A 26999-nucleotide genomic window follows, 5' to 3' on the forward strand; every position below is an offset into this window, starting at 1 on the left:
CCTGGTTTTGAAGGATGGCAAGAGGGGTATGCAGCCTTTACACGCAGTTATTCTTCGTTGGACGACCTTGTCAATTACATCAAAAACCAAGAGGAGCACCATAAAAAAGTAAGTTTTATGGATGAATACAAACAGCTTCTTAAGGAACACGGGGTGGCTTTTGATCCAAAATACCTGCTTTGAATTCAACCCCATTCGGGGTTGTGGTTTCTCTTGAGTATGGGTTTCCCCTCAAGCCACCGGATTTCATCCGGGGTAAATACCCCAAAAGGGGATTCAATCCCTTCGGGATTGGTGGATATAGTTTTTTTCAAAGTAATGATGGTATTTACGGCATCCCCCGATAACAATCCCGGATGGGATTGAAAACCGTCAGGTTATTTGCCCCGGATGAAATCCGGAGGGAAAGAATGAGGAATCAAAAAATCCACCCCCAACCCTGACAGGGGTTGAATTATTTAAAAATAGTCTAGAATCTAACAACTCCTATACCTTGAAAATCCTCCGCCGGAAAGAAATTCTACACTTTGGGGAAGAAATAAACGGTTTTCGTCCTAAGTGGCCGTCATGGGAGATTTGAGTTTTTTAAATTGTAAGATTGGGAATTTAGAGGTCTTTAAACCCTACAAACCAGATTGCAAATGACCTGTTGGCTTTTACATTTCTTTTATCCTTTTTCCTTAATTCCGATGACTATATCCAAAACTTTAAAAATTTTCCTATGCCTTTTTTTGGTTGTGCAAGGTGGAATTGAATCTACTGCTCAGACCGCTATACTTTACGACATTGTTTTGGAAGGAGGAAGGGTCATCGATCCCGAAACCAAACTCGATGCCATCCGGAATGTAGGCATCCTCCATGGCCGCATTGCGATGGTCAGTTCTGAAGCTTTGAAGGGAAAGGAAACAATCAATGTGAGCGGTAAGGTGGTTGCCCCGGGATTTATAGACCTGCATGTACATGGCATGGGAAATATCGAGCAGGAATACCAACTCCATGATGGGGTCACGACGGCTTTGGAACTCGAATGGGGAATCGAACACACCGGTGCCTGGTATGCCTCTCGGCAGGGAAATGCATTGATCCATTATGGCGCGAGTGTGTGTTGGCCTTTTGAGCGGATGAAAGCCATGGAAAGGTACCAAAGCAATGTGGATAAACTTTTGACTCAGGTAAAGAATAAGGAGGCCAATCGCCAAAACTTCTTTCATGCAGCAGGACCATCATTTCTCGAAGACCAAACATCCGAAGAAATGGCCCAAACCCTTGTCAATATCAAATCAGCACTGGAAGAAGGGGGAATCGGGATTGGGGTTCCAATCGGATACCTTCCTGATACCAAGCCGGCTGAAATGTACAACGTGTTTGAATTGGCAGGTCAAATGAATGCCTTGGTATATACCCACAACCGGGAACCAAATATTTTGTCCAGTCAGGAAGTGATAGCCAACGCCATGCTGACGGGCGCACCCTTGCACATTGTTCACATTAACAGTATGACACTTGGTCAGATTGATTTTGCCTTGAACATGGTCAGTGCAGCATCCAAAAAAGGATTTGACATCACGACTGAACTTTATCCCTATACTGCCGCTTCGACGGGTTTGATGACGGCAATGTTCAATGAAGGTTGGCAGGAGAGACTAGGTATTGATTATGGAGATCTGCAGTTGGTGGCCACGGGAGAGCGACTTACCAAAGAAACCTTTGCCAGACACAGGAGAACCAACCAAATTGTCATCATACACATGATGCAGCCTGAGTGGATTGCAAGGGGCATTGCCGCACCCGGGGTAATCATCGGATCGGACGGTATGCCTTATAGTAAACTCGCCCATCCCCGTACCGCAGGGACTTTTTCTAGGACTTTGGGCAAATATGTCAGAGAAGATCAGGTCCTTGACTTGAATACCGCCATTGAAAAAATGACCCTGCTTCCGGCAAAGCGTCTTGAAAATATTGCTCCCATGATGCGGTTCAAAGGAAGGATTCAAGTGGGCGCAGATGCGGACATTACTGTTTTCGATCCCAATACGATCATTGACAAAGCCACCTTTGAAAAAGGACTGGAATTTTCATCCGGAATAGAATATGTCCTGGTGAACGGGACTTTTGTCTTGAAAAATGGGGAGACTGTTCCTAATGTTTTCCCTGGGCAAGGGGTGTATGGAAAGTTTAAGAAGTAAAATTATATAAGTATCCGCAATGTTGTGCGTGGGGCTTGAGGTAACTTAATCGGATGCGGATACTCGTCAACGGACGACATTCCACGGTCCAAGGAGCCCTAATCGGTCTCCAACCATTAATTGTTTGGCTTTGTCCAGTAAAGCGGATACACAGATAAAATAAAAATTCATGGAATAATGTAGCATTGAAAATCAATGCTCTTCAAAATCATTTAATCATTTCATTTTAATTCAAACTTTATGAACAAAGCTGAAAGAAATCGAATTCATTCTGTTGATGCATTGAGAGGTTTTGCCCTTGCTGGAATTGTTATTGCTCATGTACTCGAACAGTTCTTAGCTGGTTTCCCAACTGAAGAGATGCGGGCAGTTATGTTTTCAGGACCTGTCGACTTCATAGTTGATACGGTCTCGTTTTGGTTAATCAGGGGAAAGTTTTTTGCCCTGTTTTCATTGCTGTTTGGCCTTAGCTTTTTCATACAGATGGATAACGCAGAAAAAAGCGGTGTACATTACAAAACCCGGTACCTGTGGCGTTTGTTGGTATTATTAGGAATTGGTTTGGTGCACAATTCCTTCTATTCCGGGGACATCTTGGTGATTTATGTGCTTTTTGGATTTTTGTTAATCCCTTTTCACAGTGTCAGCAATAAGGTTGTACTTGCACTAGCTGTCATTCTATTTCTGGGTGGGGGTAGGTTCTTGTCCTTTGGCATTTTTGGTAATGATTCTATCATAGCACTGAACATTGAGAATTTTGATGAAAAGTATATGGCAGCGATCACAGGCGGAACCATAATGGATGTTTGGCGGGTCAATTTCATTGCACTGATTGGTAAATTCAATTTTCAAATGGGTGTGTTGGGTCGAGGCTATCTGACATTTGCTTTTTTCCTGCTGGGTATGTGGATTGGCAGAACCCGACTTCTTGAAAATCTTCAATCCAACAGTACAGTTCTTAAAAAAATAATCATGTGGTCATTTGTGGGTACACTTGCCATGATTCCTCTTTTTTGGTACTTGTTTTCCCAAATGGAAAGTATATTTGATTTCACTTCATGGTGGTCCATGTTTGCCTTATCTGCTTACGATAATTTCAATTTTTTCTTTACCATATTCTTGGCTGCCGGGTTTGTTTACCTTTTTGAATTGCCCAAAATGCAAAAAACACTTTCCTGGTTTGCTCCTTATGGACGTATGGCTCTTACAAATTATGTATTTCAATCCCTGATCGGAACATTCTTATTCTTTAATTGGGGCCTTGGGTACATGGGGCAATTGAGGAATATTGAACTTCTACTTATTGCTTTTCTGATCATCGGCGCGCAAATGATCATAAGCTGGTATTGGATGAAAAAATTTAAATATGGTCCTATTGAGTGGCTATGGCGATCTCTCACTTATCTGAAGCTACAGCCCTTTAGAATGTCACATTCTCATCCGGTGGCAATTCAAGAAAAATAGTATTAAACAATATGAAAAAGATAATTATAATCTCTTTATTGGCCACCCTTTTTTTGAATGGGCTGATCTGCGTTGCCCAGGTGATGACTCCGGAAGCACGGGTCAGAATGCTGGCGCGTGCTTCTGAACTTGAACTTAAAACAGTCTATAAAGCCCCTCCCGGTGATGCGCTTTCTCACCATACAGCCGGTTATGCCAAAATAATGTGTTCGGCTGTATTCATTACAGGGCTTTCACCCGAGTTTGCTGCCGAGAATGTGGGATATTTTACAGCACCATATACAGAGCGGGCAAAAGTTGGGAAACCAATCATAGATTATGGTAAGAAATCTGTCTCGATCAAACTCCCAAATGGAATTACCCGAACTGCAGTTTACACCGGCGACCAAGGTTGTGTTTGTTTACCGGAAGGAAGTGATGCTTTGAATTTCAAACCTGAAAAGGTACCCCGCAATTTGCCTGACGCTGCTACTACCCTATGGCCTATGGGAGATGTGTTGCCAAAGGAAGGCATGCCTTCTCATATTGACATGAATAAAGTAAAGCAGGCAGTTGATGCCGCATTTGCTCTTGATGAAGCACTTACAGCAGCTTTTGTAGTCACCTACAAAGGCAAGATTATAGGCGAAAGGTATGCTGAAGGAATTGATAAAAACACCCCTTTGGAAAGTTGGTCTATGGGCAAAAGCCTCTCCGCTACTATAATGGGGATCCTGATTCACCAAGGGGTATATACCTTGGAGCAGCCTGCACCAATACCACAATGGCAAGGCAAGGACGACGGACGATCCAAAATACGAATTATGGATATTATGCATATGTCAAGTGGCCTTTATTGCAGAGCTCCGCAAGATCCTGATTACGACCCTTCTTTGGGTTATCCTGACCATTTGTACTTGTACACCGGTGGAGTCAATTCATTTGAATATGCAGCCAATTTACCTCAACAGTGGCTACCCAATACTGTTGGTCGTTACCGTAACAGCGACCCTGTATTGATCAATTATCTTAATCGTCTAGGAATAGAAGGTAAAGGCGAAAACTACCATACTTTCCCTCAAAGAATGTTGTTTGATAAAATCGGAATTCGAACAATGGTGATGGAGACAGACCCTTATGGAAATTTTTTGACTCAGGGTTACGAGTTTGCCTCTGCCCGAGATTGGTCGCGCTTGGGCAATCTGTATCTGCAAGATGGCATCTGGAATGGAGAGCGGATTTTGCCTGAAGGTTTCACAAAATTTGTAAGCACCCTTGCCGAGCCTTGGCTTGCTGACGGAAGGCCGATCTATGGTGGCTTATTTTGGATCAATGGAGATGGCGGTTTTCCCATTCCAACCAATGCCTATATGATGCTGGGTGCGGGTGGGCAATCAGTGACAATCATTCCTTCCCATGATTTGGTAATCGTCCGACTTGGACATTACAAAGGAATGCAAGCAGGCAGCAAGTCTTTGAACAAAGCATATACTTTATTAATGGAAGCAATTCCGGAAAAAAGGGATTGATTCGCTACTGAAAAAAGGATACATAGAATCCTTACCTAGAAAGGAAAAGAATAAGTAGAAAAATACCCACTCTCCTTCATGATGAAATCCTTCCACCGGAAAGAAATACCCTCCATTGGGGAAGAATTTTACCCATTTCGTCCTAAGCCGGGGGATTGGAAACTTTGGATTCTTTAATTTATAAGTTGATGGTCGTGGTCTGACTATTTGATGAAACCAAAACAGAAATTCATGAAACTTTTAACAACACCCTTACTGATTATACTATTCCTCACGATCAGTTGTACCAATAATCAGGAAAAGAATATAACGAATGCCCAATCAAGCAGCTATTTTGATTATTCCAATAGCGAAGATCAAATTACCGGAGGCATCAAAATGATACCTATCGAAACACCAAAAGGCACTTTTAATGTCTGGACCAAACGCATGGGCAACAATCCCAAAATGCGCCTATTGTTGCTTCATGGTGGACCGGGTGCTACGCACGAGATATTTGAAAACTTCGATGGATACCTTCCCCATGAGCAAATAGAATACATTTATTACGACCAACTCGAAAGTTACTATAGCGATCAACCCAACGATTCTTCGCTATGGACCATCGAACACTTCGTGGAGGAAGTGGAACAAGTACGCAAAGCCCTGAATCTTACCAATGACAACTTTTATTTGCTAGGACAATCTTGGGGCGGCATTCTGGCCATGGAATATGCACTGAAATATCAGGACAACTTAAAAGGACTTATTATTTCCAACATGATGGCGAGCGTCCCCGAATATAACAAATACGCTGAAGAGGTTTTAGGTCCGCAAATACCCGAAGAAGTTTTAAAAGAAATAAAAGAGTTTGAGGCCAATGGAGATTTCGGTAATCCCAGATATGCTGAATTGGTCCAACAACACTACTACACCCGGCACGTTCTGAGAAAACCTTTAGAAGAATGGCCTGAATTCATTAACAGGACTTTTAAGCATCTCAATCCAAATATCTATATCTATATGCAGGGATACAGCGAATTTGGAATAACCGGAAATGCCAGCTTAAAAGGTTGGGATGTGTCTGATAGACTCGGAGAATTAAAAATACCAACCTTAATGCTAGGAGGAAAATATGATACCATGGATCCCAAATATATGGAGTGGATGAGCACCCAAGTGCAAAAAGGACGTAGCGTCACCACCAATGGAAGTCACATATCCCAATACGATGATGCTGAAGGCTATTTTTCCGGATTGATAGAATTTATAAAAGACGTCAATGAGGGTAATTTTAATTGATATGAATACAAAACTGGTATGGTGGAGGAATCCATTGCAGCACCCAACAGCAACCGAAAAGAATAACCAACTGAACTGACTAAAAAAAAGGCATTAAGACAATAGCCGAATAGCGTAGGCCTCAAATCAAATTAAATAAATATGAAAAAAGTAGGCATCATCAACCCCGAAATACAAGCTACCGAAAATTCACCACCTGTATTGCTGTCTTCACCTCCGAAGAGAAACTTGATTTCTTATTTCAAGGAATTTTTGATGCTCTTCCTGGCGGTGTTTTGCGGATTTCTGGCGGAAAATTATCGGGATAACCAAAGCGAGATTGCCTACGCAAAGGAATATGCAAAGTCCCTGATCAAGGATCTTGAAAACGATACGGTCATGATTAATGGAACAATTGAACAGAAACTTATAATCCTAAAGAGCATAGACAGTATCAGTGGACTAGTACATCAAGGTATATCGGGAAATATGGTAAAAGGATCATTTTACTACCATTCTCAGATAGTTTCTTTTTCTCCCACAACAATTTGGAGTGACGCAACACTCATTCAGATTACCCAATCCGGAAACCTGAGGTATTTTAAAAATGCTGAATTGGTCAATAAAATCAGTGCGTATTATTCCAGACAGGGTTACATCAGCGGATTGGTTGAGTCGGACAAAATAAAGCGAAACACGACTTTGGAAATCAAAAGCAGGATTCTGAATAATTATCATTATAAGCCCTTTTCATCGCTACTTCCTAGGAAAGAAAATGAGATCATTGATTCGTTGATGAATGTGTTGATGCCGCTTCAAAACAGCGATAAAGATTTGTTAAATGAATTTGCCAATAGTCTGGAAAACAGAAAATTCTATTTCACGCTCGTCATATCTGAAACTTATCCAATGATGAAAAGTCAGGCCAAGGAGTTGATTTTACTTTTGAAGAAAGAATATAACATCGAATAAATCATGGACGAAAACAAAAACATTCCTGAAGTACGTCCTACAGAAAAAGAGCAACCTGTATTGCATGCTACTACGGTTAAGAAAAATTGGACATCTTACATCAAGGAATTCCTCATGCTTTTTCTTGCTGTTTTTTGCGGGTTTCTTGCTGAAAATTACCGCGACTCCCTGAGCGAACAGCAGAAAGAAAAACAGTTTATCAGGTCCTATATCGAAGACCTCAAAGTAGATACAGCTGCGATACAAGCCAATTTAGTCTATCAAAAAAGCCGAAGAGGCCAATTGGACTCCTTGATTTATCTTTTTCGTGAGCAAAAAATTGAAGGCAATGAAAATGAACTTTACTATTATGGTAGAATGCTGATCCGGACAAGGCGATTCCAAAACAGTGACAGAACCATCTCCCAACTCAAATCCTCCGGATCGATGCGGCTTATCAGAAGTGAAAGTGCGGCAGACAGTATCATTTCATATCAAAAATTAGTAGAAACAATTCTAACAAATATTGAAGACGAGCGTGTGGAGCGGAGGGCTACGGACCCGATGCTGATGAAGATTTTTGACCCTTATGTTTTTGACCAAATGCTGGACAATAATAACAAAGTCAACAAACCTACAGACAACCCCCCATTAAGATCATATGACAAGGAATTGCACCAAGACTTCGCTTACCATATCCATTTGCTTAGTGGAAGCAATCTAATATTGACTACAAGACAGGAGCAGCTCTTTGAGCGCGCAATAAACATCATTGTTTTTCTACAGAAAGAATATAGTTTAGAAGAATAGACCCATGAAAAAAAATATCAAAATATCCCCAAAAACATCCCAATGAAAAATGACAACCCTACCACACGCAGAGATTTCATGAAGTCTGCTGCAGTCATTACTTCAGGCACCTTTGGTCTCTCTATGGTCCCACATTTTAACACTGCTGCACCTTTGCCGATCGAAGACCGGCTCAATGTGATCGGTCCCAGAGAAGGATTTGCACTGCATATCGGAACCTTGCTATCCATGATGACCTGGATGCGGGATGTGATACTGAGGCCGGTCGAAGGAATGAACGTGGAACAACTGGATTTTTTATTGGATAAAAACTCCAACTCCATAGGTGCAATGTTGCTCCATTTGGCTGCAACGGAGCGGTATTACCAGATCCATACTTTCGAAGGAAAGAAATGGGGAGATTGGAGTAAAGAAGATATCAAACGATTTGATGTGGCTATGAACCTTGGCGAGGAGGCCCGGAAAACCATCAAGGGTAATAACTTTAACTATTACCTTGAAATCATGACGGAAGTAAGAGAAAACACCATCAAGGAATTTAAGAAAAGAGACGACAATTGGTTGATGAAGGTGGATGAGGAATGGCCTTGGGGACCGACCAATAATTACTGCAAGTGGTTCCATGTCTGCGAACATGAATCCAACCACAACGGTCAATTCAAATACCTCAGAAGCCGGGTTCCCGGGGCTAAGTAAGGGCAACTTATGTAAATCTTAAAAATCAGGACTTGACGCGCCTAAATCATTGGATCAAGTGTCTGTCAAATAGAAAGCAAGAAAATGGAACCATCAAAGCAAATTTCCTCTGAATACCTTGGTCATTCTACCTCTGTCGCCAAAAGTCCAAAACAGGGTAAGTCAAATGTAATCAACCGCATTTTCTTTCCCAATACCGTTTGGTTTCTATTCCTTCTTATACCCTTCATTGCGATAGGGTTTTGGCCGGGATATTGGTCGAAGCTTTTTGAAGACATCGGCTTAACTTCTATCATGCACATCCATAATGCCCTGATGATGGCATGGGTGGCAATGAGCCTTGCACAACCACTTTTGATTCTAAAAAAGAAAGTACAATGGCATCGCTTATTGGGGAAAACAAGCTATGTACTGATGCCCCTTGTTCTGATTAGCCTCTATTTTTTGATGCAGGAAAGGTATCTGCGCAGGCTGGCACGTATGATAGAAAGAGTGGCTTCCGGAGAAATACAAATGACTTCTGAACAGATTTACAGTGCTGCTGCCGCTTCTCTTGACTTAGGTCTGGTTTACTCTTTATTGCTTGCAGGTCTATATGCTTTGGCAATCATCTATCGGAAACGAATCCTCTATCACGCCACTTTTATGTTTGGTGCTATTTTGACAGCCCTCGGTCCTTCCGTTGACCGCATCATATTTCAGATTTATAGCCCCGAGGGGTTAGTGATGAATTACATTGCCTCATATGCAACCTTGACTTTCACCATACTGCTTTTTGGAGCATTGGCATGGTACCAAAAACGCAAAGGCTATAGTTCAGGTCCTGCATTGATCACGATGTGTGCCTATATCGGAGGTGTGTTGTTGATTGAATTTGGCTCAAAGACATGGGCCTGGCAGGTAGTGGTGGAGAGTTTATTTACATCCTAATTCACAAAATTAAAAATTTTACTATCTAATAAATTGGATAATTTAGTTTCTTATCTACAAACTGACATTTAAACATGAAAAGGAAATCTGGACAGATCAATTTACCTTTCTTGAATAAACGCTTGGCGTTTATTCAATATGTGACACTATTATTCCTCATCATTTCCGTCATTTCGTGTCAATCGGAACAAACAGAAGGCAGTAATGCTTTAATGGGACGGGGATATGGGATTAGTAATACAACCCTAATAGTAGAGGACCTCGATAGTGCTCGAAAATATTTCACCGAAATATTGGGATTCAATATTCCTGATTCGGAACAGATCAATAAGGGAATCTTCGAAGGGACAGTAACTAATTCTATTCCCTTTCCTGACATGTCTGCCCTGGTTTTACTTTCGTTGGAGGATTCCGCACTTGTTTCCGGCAAAGATTCAGTAGTTCTGGACTTTTTGGATAGGTATAAAGGTGTTGGGATGTATTCCTTATCAAGTTCATCGGTGGACAGTACCTACTCCTTGTTAACTTCCCGTGGGTTTACGATGGATTCTATAAGAACCCACAGTTTTGAGATCCCCGGTCCTCAATCATCTCAGTGGTCTGATGATCAGTGGAAGATTTTTCAAGTCGGATTTGAAACCAATAGTTTACCGAATCCTCTTCCGGAGTTCGAGGAGCTATCCGGTTTCCCCTATGATCAAATGCATGAATGGAAGAGCTTCTATTATATGCAACGGGAATTTTTGCAACATCCAAATGGTGTCCTAGGAATTACGGCTATCAAAGTTGTGGTTGAGGACCTTGAAGCTGCTCGTAAGGAATTTAAAAAAATGGGACTTCTGGAATTGAAAGAAAACCCATCTGAAAATCTGGTCCGTTTTAAAATAAAAAGAAATCAAGAGCTACATTTAATCAGTCCACAAACACCTGACGATTCCTTTGCCCAATTCTTGAAAATGCGTGGTTCAGGAGTATTTGCTATTGTTTTTGAGGTGCTGGACCTTAAAGCAACATACGATTTGCTTTCAGAAAAATTACCCAAAGAGGCGCTCCTGGAGGATTTATTACAAAATAGTGTGACGGTATTGAAAGAATATGCTTTAGGCGTTCAACTTGAATTTGTAGAAGAACCAGAAGAACAAGGGATGTTAGCAGAACAATTAAAGCTGAATTTTGGGTCAAAACTAGATAGTACTGCCATATTGCACGCTGAAGGTATGTATCTGAAATATTGTGCGCTTTGTCATGGAAAAAACAGAGAAGGGTATGCTGCTGATTTTGCTCCTTCTCTCCGGTCCCACTCCTTATTGGCTACTGCCCAATCATCCAACTTTCTCAGATATACCATCCAATATGGAAGGGCCAATACCGCTATGGCTGGCTATTACAAGGAACAAGGCGGACCCTTGGAATATATAGATGTAGAATTAATGCTGAAATGGTTGAGCGAATCAAGTGGAGTTGAAAAACCCATTGAATTATCCCGTGATCCCATCAAGGGTGATGTCCAACTTGGGTCAAGAATCTATACAGAAAAATGTGCGGCTTGCCATGGATCAAATGGAGAAGGCATTAGTGCACCGGCTTTGGGAAACCCAATGTTATTGGCCACGGCAACTGATCATTTTTTGCGTTACGCCATTGCAGAAGGAAGAGATGGTACGCCAATGGTTGCATTTAAAGATAGCCTAAGTAGTGATGAAATAGATGCCGTAACTGCATTTCTCAGAAGTCGGGCATCAGGTTGGAATGTACCTGAACCTGTTTCTGTAAGTTTACCTACACCTGAAGAATATGTTATAAACCCTGAGGGAAAGCAACCCAATTTTCAACTGCGTGAGGGGCTTTACCTATCTGCAGCGCAATTGAATAAAGCGCTTCAGGATGGTATGCGATTGGTATTGCTCGATGCAAGGTCAGAAGTGGCTTGGAGGCAGACACATATTCCGGGAGCAATTCCAGTTCCTTACTATAATGAACCGGAAACCTTTGTAAAAGATATACCAAATGACAGTACCTGGATCATTGCTTATTGCGCCTGTCCTCATGCTGCTTCAGGACAGGTAATCAGTAAGTTGAAAAAATATGGTTTCAAAAATACAGCTATTCTTGACGAAGGTATTTTGGTTTGGGCACAATTAGGTTATCCTGTTCAAATAGGAAATTAGAGGTGTTAGTTTGGTAAAAAGAGGAGGGAGAATGGAAAATACTTCGCGACACTTTGCTAGCAGATAAATAGAAATAAATCAAAAAGTCTTAAACCATGCAAAAAACATCCCTTTACCTCCTCCTTATTTTTTCAATATTCCTGTCCTCCTGTTCCAAAAAACTGACATCTGCGGTAGACTTGGCGGCTGCAGAAAAGGAAACGGTCTACAATGTATTGAAAGACGTTTCTTATGGTTCGGATCCTGAGCAAACCATGGATATTTATCTTTCCCAAAAAGCAAAATCCTTTGGTAAACGAAACTACACGATTGTGTTTCTGCACGGAGGAGGCTATTATTTCAGCGACAAAAGTCAGGAGGAAAGGTACATCGAACCCTACCTGAAGAAAGGTCTGAATGTCCTCAATCTGAATTACAGATTGAAACGAGGGATTCCCCTTGCCACGAGTGACCTGACACATGCTTTGAATTTTCTAAAAGCCCATAACGCTGGCTATGGTTTGAATTTGGACAATGTGATTGTGACGGGGTTTTCGGCAGGGGCGCATATTGCTAGCAATGTGGGACTTGCCCAAAACAATCCGGAGTATCCCAATAGACTTGATAAAGGCATTGTGATCGTAGGTATCATCAACTTTTCCGGTCCTGTGGATGGATTGGATGTGGTGGAGAGGGTTTTTACGGAGCATGAGAATGAACAGTACCAAGCAGTTGGTCGGGCACTTTTTCCTGCGGAAGGTTATGAATCAAAAGAAAACCTAGCCATCTATCAACCGATCACTTATTTTGATCCAAAAGACCCACCTATTTTTCTGTGGCATGGGGGCTTGGATGATCAGATTCCTGCTAAGACTTTTGAAAGGTTTGTTCCCATGCTCAGGAAGGATATGGATATCAGGATATTTATACCCGACGGAAAGCACAGCCCAAATCAAAAGGAGTTTGAAAATGCTTACATTGAAATATTTAAGTTTTTGGATGGTTTATAAGAAAATATGAAATTATTATTTACTCTAATGATTCCGGCTGTTGTACTCCTCCTCCTTGGAAGTTGTCAGGAGAAATTGGAAACCTTCACTATTCCTGAAGGCCATGTGGCCATGTTTGGCTATGGTTCATTGATGTCCAAAAATTTGATTGAAACCGGTCTTTTGGATAAGGCTTATCATGGACCGTTTTTACCCGCACACCTCAAGGGTTACAAGAGGTCATGGACATTTGCATGGCCGACAGACCTTCCGCTGTACAATGTGGACAGTACTTTTACCAAGGATTATATTTTGACAGAAGGAGATACCATCTATCCAAAATACCTCCATTACCTCAACATCCGTGAAGACCCGAATACGGTCATCAATGGGGTATTGTATATTGTTCCTGCGGCTGATTTGCCCAATTATGATGCTTGGGAATTGGGGTATGAGCGATTTGAGGTCACCCATTTGATCCAAGGATATACCATTGAGGGAGGTCCGGTATTCGCTTACAAGGCGCTTCCGGATTTTGAGTTGGTGCCCAATAATGATTACACACAAAACGTCATTGAACGCAGTTATGTGAAAATCCTTGAGGACGCTTTTGGATATTGGGGAAAGGATTTTGAAGCTGAATACCATAAAACCACAGAACCATTTGATCCTGCTATTCTGCATGAAACCCACAAGATCTTATTGACAGATCCTGCAATGGAGAAAGTGGAAGAATTAAAGTCGGGTTTTAAGTATTAAAGCCTAACGATCTAAAAATCAATTGGCAAACCGGAAATTTTTTTGACTTTTATGTCTCTGTAGAAAACCTCAGCCCCTTCGGACTGGATTTGGATTTTGCCACTCTTCAGAGGCAATTCCCCTGTTTCAGATAAGTAACGCGAGTTGTAGAGTACCATCACAACCTTGTTGTTCACCAGGTGCACGGCTGTATCGCCAAAGCAATAGAGTTCTAGGGTATTCCATTCACCGGTCGGATTTTCGGCATCAGGGTATTTTATACAGCGCCTTCCCACCGCACTCGAGTCACTGAAAACCAATTTTTCTGCTTCAGGATCATAGACATAAAATTCATCGGTCTTCTTTGCCGGAATGTTCATGATTCCGCCAGCCACACCCCAATAATCGCCACAATCACCTTCCTGCACCTGCAACTCCTGTGAACGCATCCAAAAACCACCGTCTGCCCCATGGGGTCCCCCGGCGTGGTACAGCAACCCACTGTCTCTCTTGTTTTTGTCGCGGGGTTTGTGTTTTGCTTCGCCCCATTTAAATTGAAGGCTGAGGTGATAATTGCTATACTCTTGAGTAGTAGACAAGCCTCCCCACTGTTCGCCGGAAATGCGGATAGATGGATTTCCATCCACTTCTACTACACTGAATACACTTTGCGGATCGATGTTTAATCCAATGGGATTATCAGACCTCCTCACAGTGGAGTCGGAAGTAGCCTCCCATGCCGGCCCTATATAGGTATCCCAACCGGTGAGGTCTTTTTCGTTGAAAAGTGCTTCCCATTGCTCTTCGGGCTTACAGGATAGCAAAACTAGGAGTGATAATGCGAGAAGAAAGATTTTGGCTTTGGACATTTTTTTGGGTTTGGTTAAAGGTAGTCATTCTTCAAGAAAAGAAAAGGGCAAAGTTTAGCACAAATCGGAAAGAAATTGAAATGTTACCGAGGCGAAGTTTTTATGTGAAAGAAAGGGTAATACAATCAAAAAGAGAAGATGAAATTCAAGAAAATCATTTATAGTAGATCACCAACCCAGCCAATGAAAATATGGATTAACATCTTGAATTGTTTCAGTTTTCTAATTCTTTAATTTCCTTTAAAAATTTTTCTTTTATTAAATCCAACTTTGAAACTGCTTCTAAAGCACATTGTTTTGCTTTTTGCTTTGCTGAAAAAGTCAGACAATAATCCAGAGCATCTTCCAAGGATTTATCCATTATATTATCTGGGTTGAATAATATTGGCCAGTTTAATGTTTTTACTTGTAAGGAGATTTTAGCTCCACCTGCAATAGGATCAATTGGGATAACAGGAATTCCATTTTTTAGTGCAAGAACAGTCCCGTGCAATCGGGTAGTAATTACAACATCCATCTTCGATATCAAAGATTCAATTTCACCTTCGGTCCTTAACCCACCTTGATTTTCTAAAATTGCAGTATCAATTGGAACTATAGCCAATTGTCGGCTATCCAATAAGTTTTCTATCATCTTATTGACCGATTCATGTTTACTCTTAACTCCATACTCTTTTTGTTTATGGGCCAATATCAAACCAATTACAGGAATTTGTGGGGGAGGTGCCAAAAAAGTAATATCAGGATTGGAGGCCCTTGAACTGTCTCTTTCATAGAGTAGGACAAAAGGGTTCCAATTTTCGAGGGAGTCCAACAATGATAAATCCACACCTATCAGTCGGGCACTCGAAAAATGATTCAACATATTTGTAACGGGATACCCATTACCAAAAGGCCCACAGACAAAGATAATATCTGTATAGCGATCACTTGCTGCTTGAGTCCAGTCCACAGCATCTGCATAAGGAAACCGTTGATGTACGGCAATTTCAAATTCAAGTCCTGATTCCCTAAGCCAATCACAAACGATATCCCTTGCTATTAAATCACCTGCGGTTGTCCCCATGTCTTCCCAAGAAAACCATCCTGCTACTAATATTCTCATCTTATTTTGAGGTTTTAAATGATTGACCTTAATTTCATTTAAGTTGTTGATAGAAAATTTATTTTCTTTTTTGTTAAGGCATCGGCATGATTGTCCTTAATAACCTCCAATAGTTTTCCTTTTTCTAAATGGATGATAATATTACAGTTACTGAGCGTATCAAGTCTGTGGGTAATCATGAAAGTAGTACGACCTTTCATCAATCTTTCAATTGCTTCAATAACTTGTAATTCGGTTTTTATATCTAGGGAACTCGTAGGTTCGTCTAGTATCAAAACAGGGGCATCTTTTATAAAGGCCCTGGCAAGCGCTATTCTTTGCCTTTCGCCGCCAGAAAGTTGCATACCTCTTTCCCCCACCAATGTTTCATATCCTGAGGAACATCGGGTGATAAATTCATGTGCATTAGCGGATTTGGCAGCTTCAATAATTTCTTTTTCAGTGGCATTTTTACGTCCGTATGCAATATTTTCTGAAATGGTGGTAGAAAACAAAACAGGTTCTTGAAGGACAAGACTGAACTGATTTCGGTAGTCATCTAACTTATAATCTTTAATATTTAAATTATCTAGTAAAATATTTCCGGACACTGGATCATAAAATCTTGTGATTAAATTAATCAGGGATGATTTTCCTGCTCCGGTGGAACCCATAATCCCTACCCTATCTCCAGGCATAATTTTAAAAGATATATTTTCAAGGATATTTTCACTTTCGTTGTAAGCAAAAATCACCCTTTGAAACTCCAACATTCCCTTTGCTTTAACAATTGCAACAGGATTAATTGCTTCCTTTACTTCCTCCTTCTCATCCAGTAAATTATATACACGTTCCATACTTGTGATAGAAGATTGAACCCCGTTTAGACTTTTGCTGATTTTGTCTATTGGCGCATAAACCTGTGCCAAATACGAAATTACCATGGTCAGTTCTCCTAGAGTCATTTGACCCTGGTTAACATAGATTGCCCCCCAATAAATAAACCCCGCCGTAACAGAAGCAAAGGTCATCCCAATCAAAAAATAAAATATCGCACTAGTCCAGGCAATTGACATTTGACCTTTCATCGCTATATCTGATTTGGCCATAAACCTATTGCTCTCCCATTCTTCTTGGCCAAAAGCCTTGACTACCCTTAAAGACCCAAGGACCTCATGTACTACTGCCATCGCATTGCTTTCAGATTCCATCACTTTCTTCCAATCCTTTTTCAATCTTATCGATGAATACCGGATCAAAAAGGATATCGGTAGGATCAAAAAACACACAATGAAGGCAAAACGCCAATTAATAATAAAAATAATGGTAATCATCCCAACAAGGGTTATAAATGAGGAAAGTAATGGTGAGAGATTACCGATTATAAAAGTGCGAATTGATGAGGTATCATATTGGATTTTATATATGCTATCGGAGGAGCCTTTTTTATCGTGATAGGCAAGAGATAAACGTTGAATATGGGAGAAAAGGCGCATTCTAAAACTCCTCACAAGTTTTTCTCCAGTTTGGGCATTCACAATCCAAATGGTCAGATTATACAAATTTTCAAAAATTGCAACTAAAATAACCAAAAGGACTGATATCCATACTACTGCTAAAAAGGTAAAGTCGAAATCTTCAGGGAAAAAGAAAGAAATGTAGGAGGGGACTGCATTGCCACTAAAACCATTATCTATGAGTATTTTTAAAGCCAGTGGTTTCAATAAAGAAATAGGGGAGGCTAGAAAATTGAGAACAAAAATTAACCCTATAGAAGGCCAATAAGGTTTCGCATCTGCAAAAGTTCTCTTTAAGATGGTAATTGATGAACTCATAATAAAAGTTTCCTATGTGATACTTAATTCAAAGTCTATTGATCAAATCAGTTAAAACTTTGTTACTGTCAAAGAATTCCTTCGCTATTTCAAGTGCAGCATAAGAATGCTTATTGTAATTATTATAAACTTCCTCAAGTGCATTAAGTGCAGTACTTTGGTCAGAAAATGCCAAGAGCCCCATGCCTGAGGTTATATATTTTGACCATTGGGTATCTTGTGTTATTACTGGCTTTCCGGCAGCTAAATAACAAGCAGACCTACAAGAAAACCAACCGCTTTTTGATTTTACATATGTTTCTTTTGCTACCGAGAATTCTCCTAATGATGCGTAAATAAAATTTCTATATTGATCCGGAGTATTAATTGTTTCTAAAGGATCTAACAAACCCCATCCATTATTTAATAGAACTTTTGGATCCATCTTTTTGGAACTATCTGCCACAATGATGTCAAATTTATTGTTTTTAAAGGTCAAAGGAATATCAATAAACTTATTAAATTCCATATCTTTTTGGCCCCATTCTTCATTCAGATAGCACATTTTTTTTCTGGTTGACCAATTCATGATGGTGGTAAAAGCCGCCTTTGTAACATCAAAGTCATCAATCTTACTTTTCTCCCAAAATCTCAAACATACTGGCTGGCGTGTTGGCTGCCATAAAAACCCGTATGTGGGAATCCTACAATCTGGATGTCCAATATTTTCACCAAATGAAAAAAAGTGTGTGTAGTTAAGTCCATAATATTTGATGAAAGACGATTTTGATTCTTCCACTTTTGAATCGTCCCAATCCTGAACTTGAGTAAACATAGGATCTGAATCAATCAAAACCCGAACAGGAATGGACAGATATTCATCTCTCATCAATGATGCAGCCGAAACATTGATAAAAATATCTGCAGTTTCACATACTTTTTTAACTTCCTGGGGGCTCATTCCGAAGCATTTTCCTGTAGCAACATCACGATATGCCCACCTATTTTCAAACCCGAAATCTCTCATTGTCGCATCCAAATACTGAATGGTGTCAGATGGATCATCCCACTCTTTTCCATGGGATTTGTAAAATGAATATTGTCCAGTATCTTCAATATAATAAACATCATGCCCCAGCATTTTCAGCCCCAAAACATATTGAATATAATCCCAGGTTACTCCTCCCGTTGGATATAATCCAATAAATCCGCTGACGATTATTTTTAGCTTCCCCATTTCAAATTATTTTAAATTTCTTTATCCTACCCTCAGCTAATTATAAAATCATTTTTCAATAAGAATATTATCTATGTTAAAATTTGCAAATTTTTCGTCCGGATTTTCAGTTTCCTTACTCTGTTCTTTTTCCCAATTTTGATTAAATGCCAATGCTTCCACAGATTTTTTAAACAATGTTAAAATATAACATGAATCAGCAATAATTTTTAAAACAAACAAGATTGAAAGTGATCCGAAAAACATTAAACTCAGATAAGCATCAAATTTATATGATAAGATTGTTACCAAAACAAGACCCAAAAGCGTAAGAAATGGAATAATAGAAATCCGCAACCACTGTTTTATTTTGAAATATTGTTTTCCCATCCCATGTTCTTCAACAGTCAACAAAGCCCTTGCAGAAATAAATGGACCTATTTTATAATCCAAATCCCAACGGTCATATTCACCTCCGTTTTGAACTTTCATTTTTCTTTTCAATAACTCGCTTTTCAGATCCAATTGCCATTCTGATAATTCCGCCCACTTGTTTTCAGACCAAACCTTAATCACCTGTGGAAACAAAGAAAAACTCTTCAGATACTTAAGGTTTAAAAGACTTCCCCTCGATGGATTCAAACCATGTTTTAATCGTCCTCGAAGCCTCGATATTGGCTGTATAAAGTGCATATAGGTTGTAATCAAAAACCCTTTCAATTTTTGATCTTTTGCGATTGACTTATCTTTTTTTATCGCTTTTGCGGCAGAAATAGCAGACTGGGCCACAATCAATCCAAGTAAAAATAAAAAAATCGGAAATGAAATTCCAAATAGGGGAAGTTCAAATCCAAAAACAGAAACAATCCCAAAAAACAAGATGAGTAGAAACCATTCCGGCATCAAAGAGACGCTACTCCATGAGTTATAGGAATCATTGTAAACGGATTGAAACAATGCTGATCCTTGGCTACCGTAAAAAATCTTTCTCTTTTTCGAGTAGATTGGTTTTGTTAAGCCATTCCCATAAATGTGACCTCTCCAGCTTAAGTGGCCTAAACTATTGTATTTTTCAGGCCATTTTTTTTCCAATAATGCTTCGGCTTTCCCATATCCCTCTTGCTGCTTCCAATACGTCTTTAGAGAACTGCGTCTATGATGCCAAACAAAAGCCGAATGATGAAATCCGATCGTATATCCTCTTTCCTGGATCCTCCAGCAAATATCTACATCATCTCCTGCAGCCCTGAAAACTGGATCAAACCCACCTATTTCTATCAAAACAGATTTTTTGAAAGTCATATTACATCCGGGAATATGCTCTGCTATTTCATCATCTAGCAATACATGACATGGACCACCCGGTGAATTTGCCACACAATGAGAGATTAATTCTGCATGCTTTGGTGGTAGGTTAGGCCCTCCAACTCCGGCATGATTGGTACCAAGGTAGGATGATGCTAGATAATTAAGCCAATTGGGGTCGGGGTAAGCATCATCATCAATATAGGCAATGATTTCACCTTTCGAAGCAAATAGTCCGGTATTTCTTGCACTACTTAATCCCCGATTTTCTGTGCTTATTAATTGCACATGAAACTGGGCAGCGATTTCAGCAGTATTATCTTTTGATCCATCATTTACGACTATGACCTCATATTTTGGATAATCTAATTCAGACAATCCTACCAAGGTGTCTCGAATAGTTCTAGAACCATTGTAGGAACAAACAACAATTGAAAAAAATGGTAATTCCTCCTGTCCTTTGTAAGGTAATTCGGCAAATACTTTACTTACAGTAGACAAAGCAGGCTTTGCATTTCGAGATCTATCAACCAACCCAAAATCCCAATCATCTATAGGCAGTCCTCCCCTCCACCAATCATCTGTCCATGAAAAAACAAAACAACCTGCACATCCCTTCTCAAAAATTTTCCGAATCTGCCAATTTAGAGTTTCGGCTTGTTTTTCAAGGCCGTTTCTCATGCTGTCGAGCCCTATTTCTGAAAGCATCAGCGGTTTATCCTCAGCCAGATTATGTAATCGGGCCAAATATTTTGTAAGTTTTTCCTCTGTTTCAAGAAATACATTGAAACAAAAGAAATCCAGAAATGAAAGGTCTAGATATTCCGTTGTTGGATAATTCACATAAGTAACCAACGCGTCCGGGTCAACCTCTTTGACAGTTTGGTAAAGTTTTTTCAAAAACAAAGTGATCTTTTTGTCGCCATACCATCTGACAATCTGCGCAGGAATTTCATTTCCAATGGCGAAGCAGAATATAGCAGGGTGATTCGAACAGCGGATTACATTTTGCCTGACCCGTTCTACAATGTCACGCTCCTGTTTTTCCGTATCTAAAAAAGTCAAATGCTGTTCCCACGGCATCCCAACCATCATTTTAAGATTATACTTTAAAGCAGCATCCAAAACTGCCAAAGGGGGTACTGTATAGGTTCTCACGGTGTTAACCCCATTTTCGGCCATCAACCTAAAATCCTTTTCAACAGTTTCTAAAGGAGGGAATAAATCTCCGGATTTATCTGGCTCAAATGTGCCATAGGTAACTCCTTTGACGTAATATCTTTCATCCCCATCCTTGAAAAATTTACCATCAATCTGTAGTCTAACAATTTTATTTTCCATAACAAAGTAATTAAAAATCCCTAAAATAAATGTTTATAATAATCTGTAATATAATAGTAGTTATATAATCTCAAGGATGGATTAAATAAACACCTGTTAATTCAGTTAAATGGGTTTAGAGTATGAAGCCATATTAATATATGGTTTACTTTAAAAGTTAGGTTTAAAAGGCAATAAATAAAATATTTTATACGAAATTCGTTTTTGGGTATTTAAATGAACAAAATTTAAATACGATAACAAAAAATAAATTGAAAATAAATTGAAAATAAATGAAAAATAAATTCTACGTTGTTTAATATTTATAAAAAATCTTGTAATTGTTATGATTTATCGAAAACTTAAAATAATTTTATAAAATTAAGCCTTTCTATTAACGAAATAAAGCCAAATATTTTCTCACAGGGTATGTCCTCTATTTTTTCAAGTCCCCCGGCATGATACAGTATACCACTGTCTCTCTTGTTTTTGTCGCGGGGTTTGTGTTTCGCTTCGCGCCATTTGAATTGAAGGCTTAGGGGATAATTACTGAAATCCTGTGTAATGGATAAGCTTCCCCATTGTTCACCGGAAATACAGATAGAAAGAATTTGAAAATGAGTATATTGAATGGTTAAGCTTTTAGATCATTTAAAAAAAACTATGAAGAGGTCAATTGTTTTCAGCCTACTTATCCTCAACCTAACTGTCGTCTATGCCCAAAAACCCAGGGCAAGAGATTTAGGTGTACCATTTACTGGCACAACAGGTCAATTCAATGCCATCACCGATGTCAAAGGTGTGGAAGTGGGATACAGCACCATCATCTCAGGAAGCGGTAAAAATATCGTGGGTAAGGGTCCTGTCAGAACCGGAGTCACCGCCATATTCCCGCGAGGAAAAGCAAATAAATTCAGCCCTGTATTTGCCAATTGGTACAGCTTGAATGGAAACGGGGAAATGACAGGAACCACTTGGCTGACCGAATCCGGCTTCCTGGAAACCCCGATCATGATTACCAATACCAACAGCGTAGGTGTGGTCCGGGATGCGGTATTGAAATGGTACGTGGATACAGATTGGTACAAAGGAGAAGAATGGTGGTACACATATCCTGTGGTAGCGGAAACTTACGATGGTTTTTTGAATGATATCTATGGTTTTCATGTCAAGGAAGAACATGTGCTAGAAGCGATTGAAAACGCATCAACTGGCAAAATCGGAGAAGGAAATGTAGGTGGAGGCACCGGAATGATGTGTTTGGGTTTCAAAGGAGGGACAGGGACATCCTCTAGAATAGTCAAGATCAAAGGTTCTTCTTATACAGTTGGGGCTTTGGTTCAGGCTAATTTTGGAAGGAAATCCTCTTTGACCATTGCCGGAGTTCCGGTAGGAAGGGAGTTGATGGACACTTTGAACAATGAATTGAAATTGCCGCCACAGTCCTATCGCCAAGAAGGAGACGGTTCCATCATTGTGGTGGTGGCGACCGACGCACCTTTGCTTCCCCATCAGTTGAAGCGGATTGCAAATCGGGTTCCCATCGGAATCGGCAATACCGGAGGAATAGGAACAAATGGATCGGGCGATATTTTTATCGCATTTTCCACCGCCAATCCTGACGCTTTTGAGCGTTATGAATCCACAAAAGTAGATATGTTGCCCAATGACCTGATCGACCCTTTATTGGAAGCGACAGTTCAGGCAGTCGAAGAAGCCATCATCAATGCCATGATCGCGGCTGAAACCATGGAAGGAATCAATGGAAACAAGTCTTATGCATTGCCTCATGGATTACTGGTAGAAGTGCTCAAAAAATACAATCGGCTGAAGGAATAATAGGGGATGGTTATGCTTCTTTTCCCGAAGCAGCTTATGGGAAAATCTTAGGTTCCTGCTTCTGGAGAAGCAGGACAACCTGAAAATCTTAGGTTCCTGCTTCAGGAGAAGCAGGACAGCCTGGAATGGAAAAAAAACAACCACTTAAATGCATTTAAAAGTATTGACACTTAAATCCCCTACTATGAAAAACCAAAAATTCTTCTCTCTCCCTTTGACTGCGCTACTTGTTTCACTCCTTATTTCAAGCTGCAGCCCAGACAATAAGGATTCTTCTGTGCCTGAAACACCAGTAATCTCCCTCAGCAAAACAGAACTGGAAGATGAAGCCTGGCATATGGAAGAACTCTATTGGGAATATGTTCAGAATATTGACACCGTGACCTATAAGACACTCTGGCACGATGACTTTATCGGCTATCCGGGTTTTGGGGATGGAGTGTCTGATGCAAGCAAAATTGCCAGTTGGATACCTGATTTGCATAAAGACCCCGATCTGAAATACAGCTATACCCTTCACAAAAAGGCATCAAATGCCATTGAGGATGTGGTGATGGTATTTTACGACACAGATTATTTTTGGACGGACAAAGACAATAAAGTAGTCAGAAAGGAGACCTATAAGTTTACCCATACCTGGAAAAAAGTGGATGGCAAGTGGCTGATTCTTGGAGGCATGGCTGCGGTGAAAAATCCCGTGGTCCAAGAGGATTAACCTTACATTGGAAAATTGTCCCCAACCACACATCGAAGAATCTATGAAGACAAAATTGAAATCACTAATCATTCTAGCGTGTATAACTCTGTTTTCCTGTGCTGAGCGTGTCGATTATGTTTCTTCTCAGGAGTATATCCTAAAATCAGCTGAAGAATGGGCAGAGGCTATTAATGCGGGTGACTCTGCAGTGATTGATAGGATTATGGCAGACGATTTTGTGGGAGTAAGTCTGAGGGGAGATCTTTATGACAAGCAGACATTGATTCGTGAGTCAAAAATTAAAGCCAATCAATTCTATAAGCCTAAGGTTTTCAATGTTACCATAAGATTTTATGGAATGGCCGCTGTGGCCCAGGGAAACGAGACTTGGACAAAAATAGAGGACTCTACTAGCACTACCAATATCTGGACTGATACCTGGATATACAGAGATAAAAAGTGGCAGATAGTAGCAGCACAGGATTTAAAGCTGAATCCATAAAAAAATATTACAGTTGATCACCTTGCCAAATTTACTGATTAAAATATGCTCAAATTCTTTCGAAAAATCCGCCAAATATTACTCCAGGAAAACAAGATTGGGAATTACCTTAAATGTGCCATTGGGGAAATCCAATTTTTGAAAACGTTGATAATGAGTCCCGTTAGGGACTTGATATGGGTAGAACAAACGATTAGCCAAGACACAACCGTGCCTTTAGGTACGGGATATGTAGGAAAAACCAAATTATGTAAAAACCATATTGAGTACCTACGGCACGCTATTTCTGATTACACATCTGCTTTCTACCGATATTTTGTCCCTACGGGACATTCTGAATTTCAGGGTTCTCACAAGGCATTTAATCTCCGATTCCTATGATAAATCTTTTTCGAAAAATCCGCCAAATATTACTCCAGGAAAACAAGATTGGGAATTACCTTAAATATGCCATTGGGGAAATCCAATTTTTGAAAGCGTTGATAATGAGTCCCGTTAGGGACTTGATATGGGTAGAACAAACGATTAGCCAAGACACAACCGTGCCTTTAGGTACGGGATATGTAGGAAAAACCAAATTATGTAAAAACCATATTGAGTACCTACGGCACGCTATTTCTGATTACACATCTGCTTTCTACCGATATTTTGTCCCTACGGGACATTCTGAATTTCAGGGTTCTCACAAGGCATTTAATCTCCGATTCCTATGATAAATCTTTTTCGAAAAATCCGCCAAATATTACTCCAGGAAAACAAGATTGGGAATTACCTTAAATATGCCATTGGGGAAATCCAATTTTTGAAAGCGTTGATAATGAGTCCCGTTAGGGACTTGATATGGGTAGAACAAACGATTAGACAAAACCCATCCGTGCCTTTAGGTACGGGATATATTTTATAACCATGGCAAATACCTATACACAAATTCATATTCAGGCTGTATTTGCAGTTCAAAATCGGATTTCTCTAATCCAAAGCAGTTGGAAAGATGAGCTCTATAAATACATCACCGGAGTGGTTCAAAATTATGATCATAAGGTTTTTTCAAATCAACGGGATGCCGGATCATGTTCATTTACTGATTGGCCTTAGGCCTACACAGGCATTGGCAGATTTGAAGCAAATGGTAAAGGAAGATTCATCCAAATGGATAAATACAAAGGGTTTTGTTAAAGGAAAGTTTTCTTGGCAATCCGGTTATGGAGCTTTCTCTTATTCAAAAAATCAGGTACCAAGGGTAATGAAGTATATTCAGGAACAGGAAATACATCATTCAAAAAGATCTTTTCTTGAAGAATACGAGGAGCTTTTGAAGATTCATGAAATTGAATATGATCCACGGTATATTTTCAAGCCAATTGAATGAAAATATACTGTACCTAAAGGCACAGAAATTCCCATCATCGATAATTTTTCTACCAATATGAAGTCCCTAAAGGGACTATCAACAAGAAATGTAAATTTCAATACAAGTCCCTTTAAGCCTACCTGTCGGCGAGATAGGGACAAAGTACAGATAGAAATTTGCATGAATAGAACTTAATTTCAGTCCCTTTAGGGACAAAATATGGGTAGAATAATATGAAGATATGAAATACCGTGGCTTTAGGTACGGGATATAATCTCAGCCATAAAAAAAGTCAATTCCCTACAGAGACAAAATACCAAAAAGAAAATGCTAAAATTCTTCCGAAAAATCCGCCAAAAACTCCTTCAGCAAAACCGGATAACAAGATATCTCGCCTACGCCATTGGCGAAATCTTTCTTGTTGTAATCGGGATTTTGATTGCCCTGCAAGTCAACAATGCCAACCAGAGAAGGCTTGATAATATCAGACGTAACGAGTACATCATAAGAATCAAGGGTGATATTGAATCTGACCTTAAACATCTTGATCAACTGGCAGATCGGTTGGGGAAAGAAAATCTGGAAAATATAGATCGCTATTTCGGGTTTTTTAACCAAGGGGGTCAACCCGTTGAAGCCCTTGTAGACAGCGCTCTTCGGACATCTTTGGTTAGATTTAGATACCTCCCCAACCGACATTCTTTTGAGGATATGAAATCCTCCGGCAACATTCAATTTCTTACAGATGAACAAAGGGCTGCCCTAGCTGATCTTATTGCCCAGCAAGATTTCACCATCATCATGTTTGAAAAAATAATTGACCAGATTAACCTTGAGGATTATAGTTCCCGCGGCTATTTGGATATGGATGACGATCCCAGTGCATTTTTTCAAACGCTTGGTATCAAAATCAGCCCTGAAGATCAGATTAAAGGATTACACCATCTTCACAATAAGATGAATTGGAGTCGCCAATTAGGCGTAGCTGCGCAACAACAGCGAAATGTAATAAGGGAAAAATCCAATAAAATCTTAGCGCTATTTCCTAAAAAATAAAAGGAAAAAACTCTTCCGCAAAATCCGCCAAAAACTCATCTTCCAAAACCGGATCACCCAATATCTGGTCTATGCTGTAGGGGAAATCTTCCTTGTGGTAATCGGGATTTTGATTGCATTGCAAGTCAACAAGTGGATATACAATCCACTGCCATAATTGCGTACATACATGGGATTTGACAAAAAATTCCCCCTTTTCGGATAGAAAAGGGGGAGATGGTCGCATACAAATGGTTAAAAAATGAGAATCGTTGAATTATGGTTTTT

The 26999-nt window shown here is 39.9% G+C and carries 23 protein-coding genes and 2 pseudogenes; 17 read left to right on the plus strand and 8 right to left on the minus strand.

All coding sequences use genetic code 11. From position 1 onward, the window contains the following. Positions 1-183, plus strand: a pseudogene (locus MMU05_RS17265) (transposase); the annotation flags it as partial. A 2-nt stretch (positions 184-185) separates the two neighbouring features. Here the strand turns inward: MMU05_RS17265 and MMU05_RS23040 are convergent. Beyond that, a complete protein-coding gene (locus tag MMU05_RS23040) occupies positions 186-314 on the minus strand; it encodes a hypothetical protein (RefSeq protein WP_262917696.1) in 129 nt (42 codons plus the stop codon). A 375-nt stretch (positions 315-689) separates the two neighbouring features. Here MMU05_RS23040 and MMU05_RS17270 point away from each other — a divergent pair, with 375 nt between their 5' ends. From MMU05_RS17270 to MMU05_RS17320, 11 genes are all read left to right on the plus strand, one after another. Next, on the plus strand, positions 690-2186 hold the full coding sequence (locus tag MMU05_RS17270) for an amidohydrolase family protein (RefSeq protein ID WP_241142929.1): 1497 nt from the start codon (positions 690-692) through the stop codon (positions 2184-2186). Between the two features lie 240 nt (positions 2187-2426). After that, on the plus strand, positions 2427-3650 hold the full coding sequence (locus MMU05_RS17275; protein ID WP_241142930.1) for a DUF418 domain-containing protein: 1224 nt from the start codon (positions 2427-2429) through the stop codon (positions 3648-3650). 11 nt (positions 3651-3661) lie between these two features. Then, positions 3662-5158: a serine hydrolase domain-containing protein gene (locus tag MMU05_RS17280; RefSeq protein ID WP_241142931.1), complete on the plus strand. Its 1497-nt coding sequence runs from the start codon at positions 3662-3664 to the stop codon at positions 5156-5158. Between the two features lie 231 nt (positions 5159-5389). Continuing rightward, positions 5390-6439, plus strand: a complete 1050-nt coding sequence (locus MMU05_RS17285; RefSeq protein ID WP_241142932.1) for a proline iminopeptidase-family hydrolase — start codon at positions 5390-5392, stop codon at positions 6437-6439. 141 nt (positions 6440-6580) lie between these two features. Continuing rightward, entirely contained in the window at positions 6581-7390 is an 810-nt protein-coding gene (locus MMU05_RS17290; protein WP_241142933.1) for a hypothetical protein, read from the plus strand. A gap of 3 nt (positions 7391-7393) precedes the next feature. Then, positions 7394-8179, plus strand: coding sequence for a hypothetical protein (locus MMU05_RS17295; RefSeq protein WP_241142934.1), 786 nt, complete (start codon positions 7394-7396; stop codon positions 8177-8179). Positions 8180-8221: 42 nt separating this feature from the next. After that, complete coding sequence (locus MMU05_RS17300; protein WP_241142935.1) at positions 8222-8875, plus strand: DinB family protein; 654 nt, start codon at positions 8222-8224, stop codon at positions 8873-8875. Positions 8876-8959: 84 nt separating this feature from the next. Next, positions 8960-9805 carry a hypothetical protein gene (locus MMU05_RS17305; protein WP_241142936.1) on the plus strand — a complete coding sequence of 282 codons (846 nt, stop codon included), beginning with the start codon at positions 8960-8962 and terminating at the stop codon, positions 9803-9805. A 74-nt stretch (positions 9806-9879) separates the two neighbouring features. Beyond that, positions 9880-11973, plus strand: coding sequence for a c-type cytochrome (locus MMU05_RS17310; RefSeq protein ID WP_241142937.1), 2094 nt, complete (start codon positions 9880-9882; stop codon positions 11971-11973). A 95-nt stretch (positions 11974-12068) separates the two neighbouring features. Then, positions 12069-12962 carry an alpha/beta hydrolase gene (locus MMU05_RS17315; RefSeq protein WP_241142938.1) on the plus strand — a complete coding sequence of 298 codons (894 nt, stop codon included), beginning with the start codon at positions 12069-12071 and terminating at the stop codon, positions 12960-12962. A 6-nt stretch (positions 12963-12968) separates the two neighbouring features. Next, the gene (locus tag MMU05_RS17320; protein WP_241142939.1) at positions 12969-13700 is read left to right on the plus strand and encodes a gamma-glutamylcyclotransferase family protein; all 732 of its coding nucleotides are present in this window, start codon (positions 12969-12971) and stop codon (positions 13698-13700) included. 11 nt (positions 13701-13711) lie between these two features. Here MMU05_RS17320 and MMU05_RS17325 read toward each other — a convergent pair whose 3' ends face one another. The 5 genes from MMU05_RS17325 to MMU05_RS17345 form a co-directional block, all read right to left on the minus strand. Continuing rightward, complete coding sequence (locus MMU05_RS17325; protein WP_241142940.1) at positions 13712-14548, minus strand: 3-keto-disaccharide hydrolase; 837 nt, start codon at positions 14546-14548, stop codon at positions 13712-13714. Between the two features lie 214 nt (positions 14549-14762). After that, the gene (locus MMU05_RS17330; RefSeq protein ID WP_241142941.1) at positions 14763-15653 is read right to left on the minus strand and encodes a polysaccharide pyruvyl transferase family protein; all 891 of its coding nucleotides are present in this window, start codon (positions 15651-15653) and stop codon (positions 14763-14765) included. 38 nt (positions 15654-15691) lie between these two features. Next, positions 15692-17467, minus strand: a complete 1776-nt coding sequence (locus tag MMU05_RS17335) for an ABC transporter ATP-binding protein (protein WP_241142942.1) — start codon at positions 17465-17467, stop codon at positions 15692-15694. 28 nt (positions 17468-17495) lie between these two features. Further along, on the minus strand, positions 17496-18683 hold the full coding sequence (locus MMU05_RS17340; RefSeq protein ID WP_241142943.1) for a hypothetical protein: 1188 nt from the start codon (positions 18681-18683) through the stop codon (positions 17496-17498). Positions 18684-18731: 48 nt separating this feature from the next. Continuing rightward, the gene (locus MMU05_RS17345; RefSeq protein ID WP_241142944.1) at positions 18732-21308 is read right to left on the minus strand and encodes a glycosyltransferase; all 2577 of its coding nucleotides are present in this window, start codon (positions 21306-21308) and stop codon (positions 18732-18734) included. Between the two features lie 642 nt (positions 21309-21950). Here MMU05_RS17345 and MMU05_RS17350 point away from each other — a divergent pair. From MMU05_RS17350 to tnpA, 4 genes and pseudogenes are all read left to right on the plus strand, one after another. Next, entirely contained in the window at positions 21951-23126 is a 1176-nt protein-coding gene (locus tag MMU05_RS17350) for a DmpA family aminopeptidase (protein ID WP_241142945.1), read from the plus strand. 184 nt (positions 23127-23310) lie between these two features. Continuing rightward, on the plus strand, positions 23311-23841 hold the full coding sequence (locus tag MMU05_RS17355) for a nuclear transport factor 2 family protein (RefSeq protein ID WP_241142946.1): 531 nt from the start codon (positions 23311-23313) through the stop codon (positions 23839-23841). A gap of 43 nt (positions 23842-23884) precedes the next feature. After that, positions 23885-24325 (plus strand): nuclear transport factor 2 family protein, encoded by a 441-nt coding sequence (locus MMU05_RS17360; protein WP_241142947.1) that lies wholly within the window; start codon positions 23885-23887, stop codon positions 24323-24325. A 906-nt stretch (positions 24326-25231) separates the two neighbouring features. Then, positions 25232-25694, plus strand: a pseudogene (gene tnpA, locus MMU05_RS17365) (IS200/IS605 family transposase). Between the two features lie 312 nt (positions 25695-26006). Here the strand turns inward: tnpA and MMU05_RS17370 are convergent. After that, entirely contained in the window at positions 26007-26219 is a 213-nt protein-coding gene (locus tag MMU05_RS17370; RefSeq protein WP_241142994.1) for a hypothetical protein, read from the minus strand. Between MMU05_RS17370 and MMU05_RS17375 the strand changes: the two genes are divergently transcribed. Then, positions 26121-26732 carry a hypothetical protein gene (locus tag MMU05_RS17375; protein ID WP_241142992.1) on the plus strand — a complete coding sequence of 204 codons (612 nt, stop codon included), beginning with the start codon at positions 26121-26123 and terminating at the stop codon, positions 26730-26732. The genes MMU05_RS17370 and MMU05_RS17375 overlap by 99 nt on opposite strands. On the opposite strand, the gene MMU05_RS17380 is transcribed toward MMU05_RS17375, so the two are convergent. Then, positions 26722-26958 carry a hypothetical protein gene (locus tag MMU05_RS17380; RefSeq protein WP_241142948.1) on the minus strand — a complete coding sequence of 79 codons (237 nt, stop codon included), beginning with the start codon at positions 26956-26958 and terminating at the stop codon, positions 26722-26724. The genes MMU05_RS17375 and MMU05_RS17380 overlap by 11 nt on opposite strands. Positions 26959-26999 lie beyond the last annotated feature (41 nt).

The organism is Cognataquiflexum rubidum, from assembly GCF_022538115.1.
Lineage (GTDB): Bacteria > Bacteroidota > Bacteroidia > Cytophagales > Cyclobacteriaceae > Cognataquiflexum > Cognataquiflexum rubidum.

What these genes read in the sequence shown, in the direction of transcription:
- MMU05_RS17270 (WP_241142929.1), top strand. Translation starts at nt 690, where the DNA reads ATGACTATATCCAAAACTTTAAAAATTTTCCTATGCCTTTTTTTGGTT.
- MMU05_RS17275 (WP_241142930.1), top strand. Translation starts at nt 2,427, where the DNA reads ATGAACAAAGCTGAAAGAAATCGAATTCATTCTGTTGATGCATTGAGA.
- MMU05_RS17280 (WP_241142931.1), top strand. Translation starts at nt 3,662, where the DNA reads ATGAAAAAGATAATTATAATCTCTTTATTGGCCACCCTTTTTTTGAAT.
- MMU05_RS17285 (WP_241142932.1), top strand. Translation starts at nt 5,390, where the DNA reads ATGAAACTTTTAACAACACCCTTACTGATTATACTATTCCTCACGATC.
- MMU05_RS17290 (WP_241142933.1), top strand. Translation starts at nt 6,581, where the DNA reads ATGAAAAAAGTAGGCATCATCAACCCCGAAATACAAGCTACCGAAAAT.
- MMU05_RS17295 (WP_241142934.1), top strand. Translation starts at nt 7,394, where the DNA reads ATGGACGAAAACAAAAACATTCCTGAAGTACGTCCTACAGAAAAAGAG.
- MMU05_RS17300 (WP_241142935.1), top strand. Translation starts at nt 8,222, where the DNA reads ATGAAAAATGACAACCCTACCACACGCAGAGATTTCATGAAGTCTGCT.
- MMU05_RS17305 (WP_241142936.1), top strand. Translation starts at nt 8,960, where the DNA reads ATGGAACCATCAAAGCAAATTTCCTCTGAATACCTTGGTCATTCTACC.
- MMU05_RS17310 (WP_241142937.1), top strand. Translation starts at nt 9,880, where the DNA reads ATGAAAAGGAAATCTGGACAGATCAATTTACCTTTCTTGAATAAACGC.
- MMU05_RS17315 (WP_241142938.1), top strand. Translation starts at nt 12,069, where the DNA reads ATGCAAAAAACATCCCTTTACCTCCTCCTTATTTTTTCAATATTCCTG.
- MMU05_RS17320 (WP_241142939.1), top strand. Translation starts at nt 12,969, where the DNA reads ATGAAATTATTATTTACTCTAATGATTCCGGCTGTTGTACTCCTCCTC.
- MMU05_RS17325 (WP_241142940.1), bottom strand. Translation starts at nt 14,548, where the DNA reads ATGTCCAAAGCCAAAATCTTTCTTCTCGCATTATCACTCCTAGTTTTG.
- MMU05_RS17330 (WP_241142941.1), bottom strand. Translation starts at nt 15,653, where the DNA reads ATGAGAATATTAGTAGCAGGATGGTTTTCTTGGGAAGACATGGGGACA.
- MMU05_RS17335 (WP_241142942.1), bottom strand. Translation starts at nt 17,467, where the DNA reads ATGAGTTCATCAATTACCATCTTAAAGAGAACTTTTGCAGATGCGAAA.
- MMU05_RS17340 (WP_241142943.1), bottom strand. Translation starts at nt 18,683, where the DNA reads ATGGGGAAGCTAAAAATAATCGTCAGCGGATTTATTGGATTATATCCA.
- MMU05_RS17345 (WP_241142944.1), bottom strand. Translation starts at nt 21,308, where the DNA reads ATGGAAAATAAAATTGTTAGACTACAGATTGATGGTAAATTTTTCAAG.
- MMU05_RS17350 (WP_241142945.1), top strand. Translation starts at nt 21,951, where the DNA reads ATGAAGAGGTCAATTGTTTTCAGCCTACTTATCCTCAACCTAACTGTC.
- MMU05_RS17355 (WP_241142946.1), top strand. Translation starts at nt 23,311, where the DNA reads ATGAAAAACCAAAAATTCTTCTCTCTCCCTTTGACTGCGCTACTTGTT.
- MMU05_RS17360 (WP_241142947.1), top strand. Translation starts at nt 23,885, where the DNA reads ATGAAGACAAAATTGAAATCACTAATCATTCTAGCGTGTATAACTCTG.
- MMU05_RS17370 (WP_241142994.1), bottom strand. Translation starts at nt 26,219, where the DNA reads ATGTTTAAGGTCAGATTCAATATCACCCTTGATTCTTATGATGTACTC.
- MMU05_RS17380 (WP_241142948.1), bottom strand. Translation starts at nt 26,958, where the DNA reads ATGCGACCATCTCCCCCTTTTCTATCCGAAAAGGGGGAATTTTTTGTC.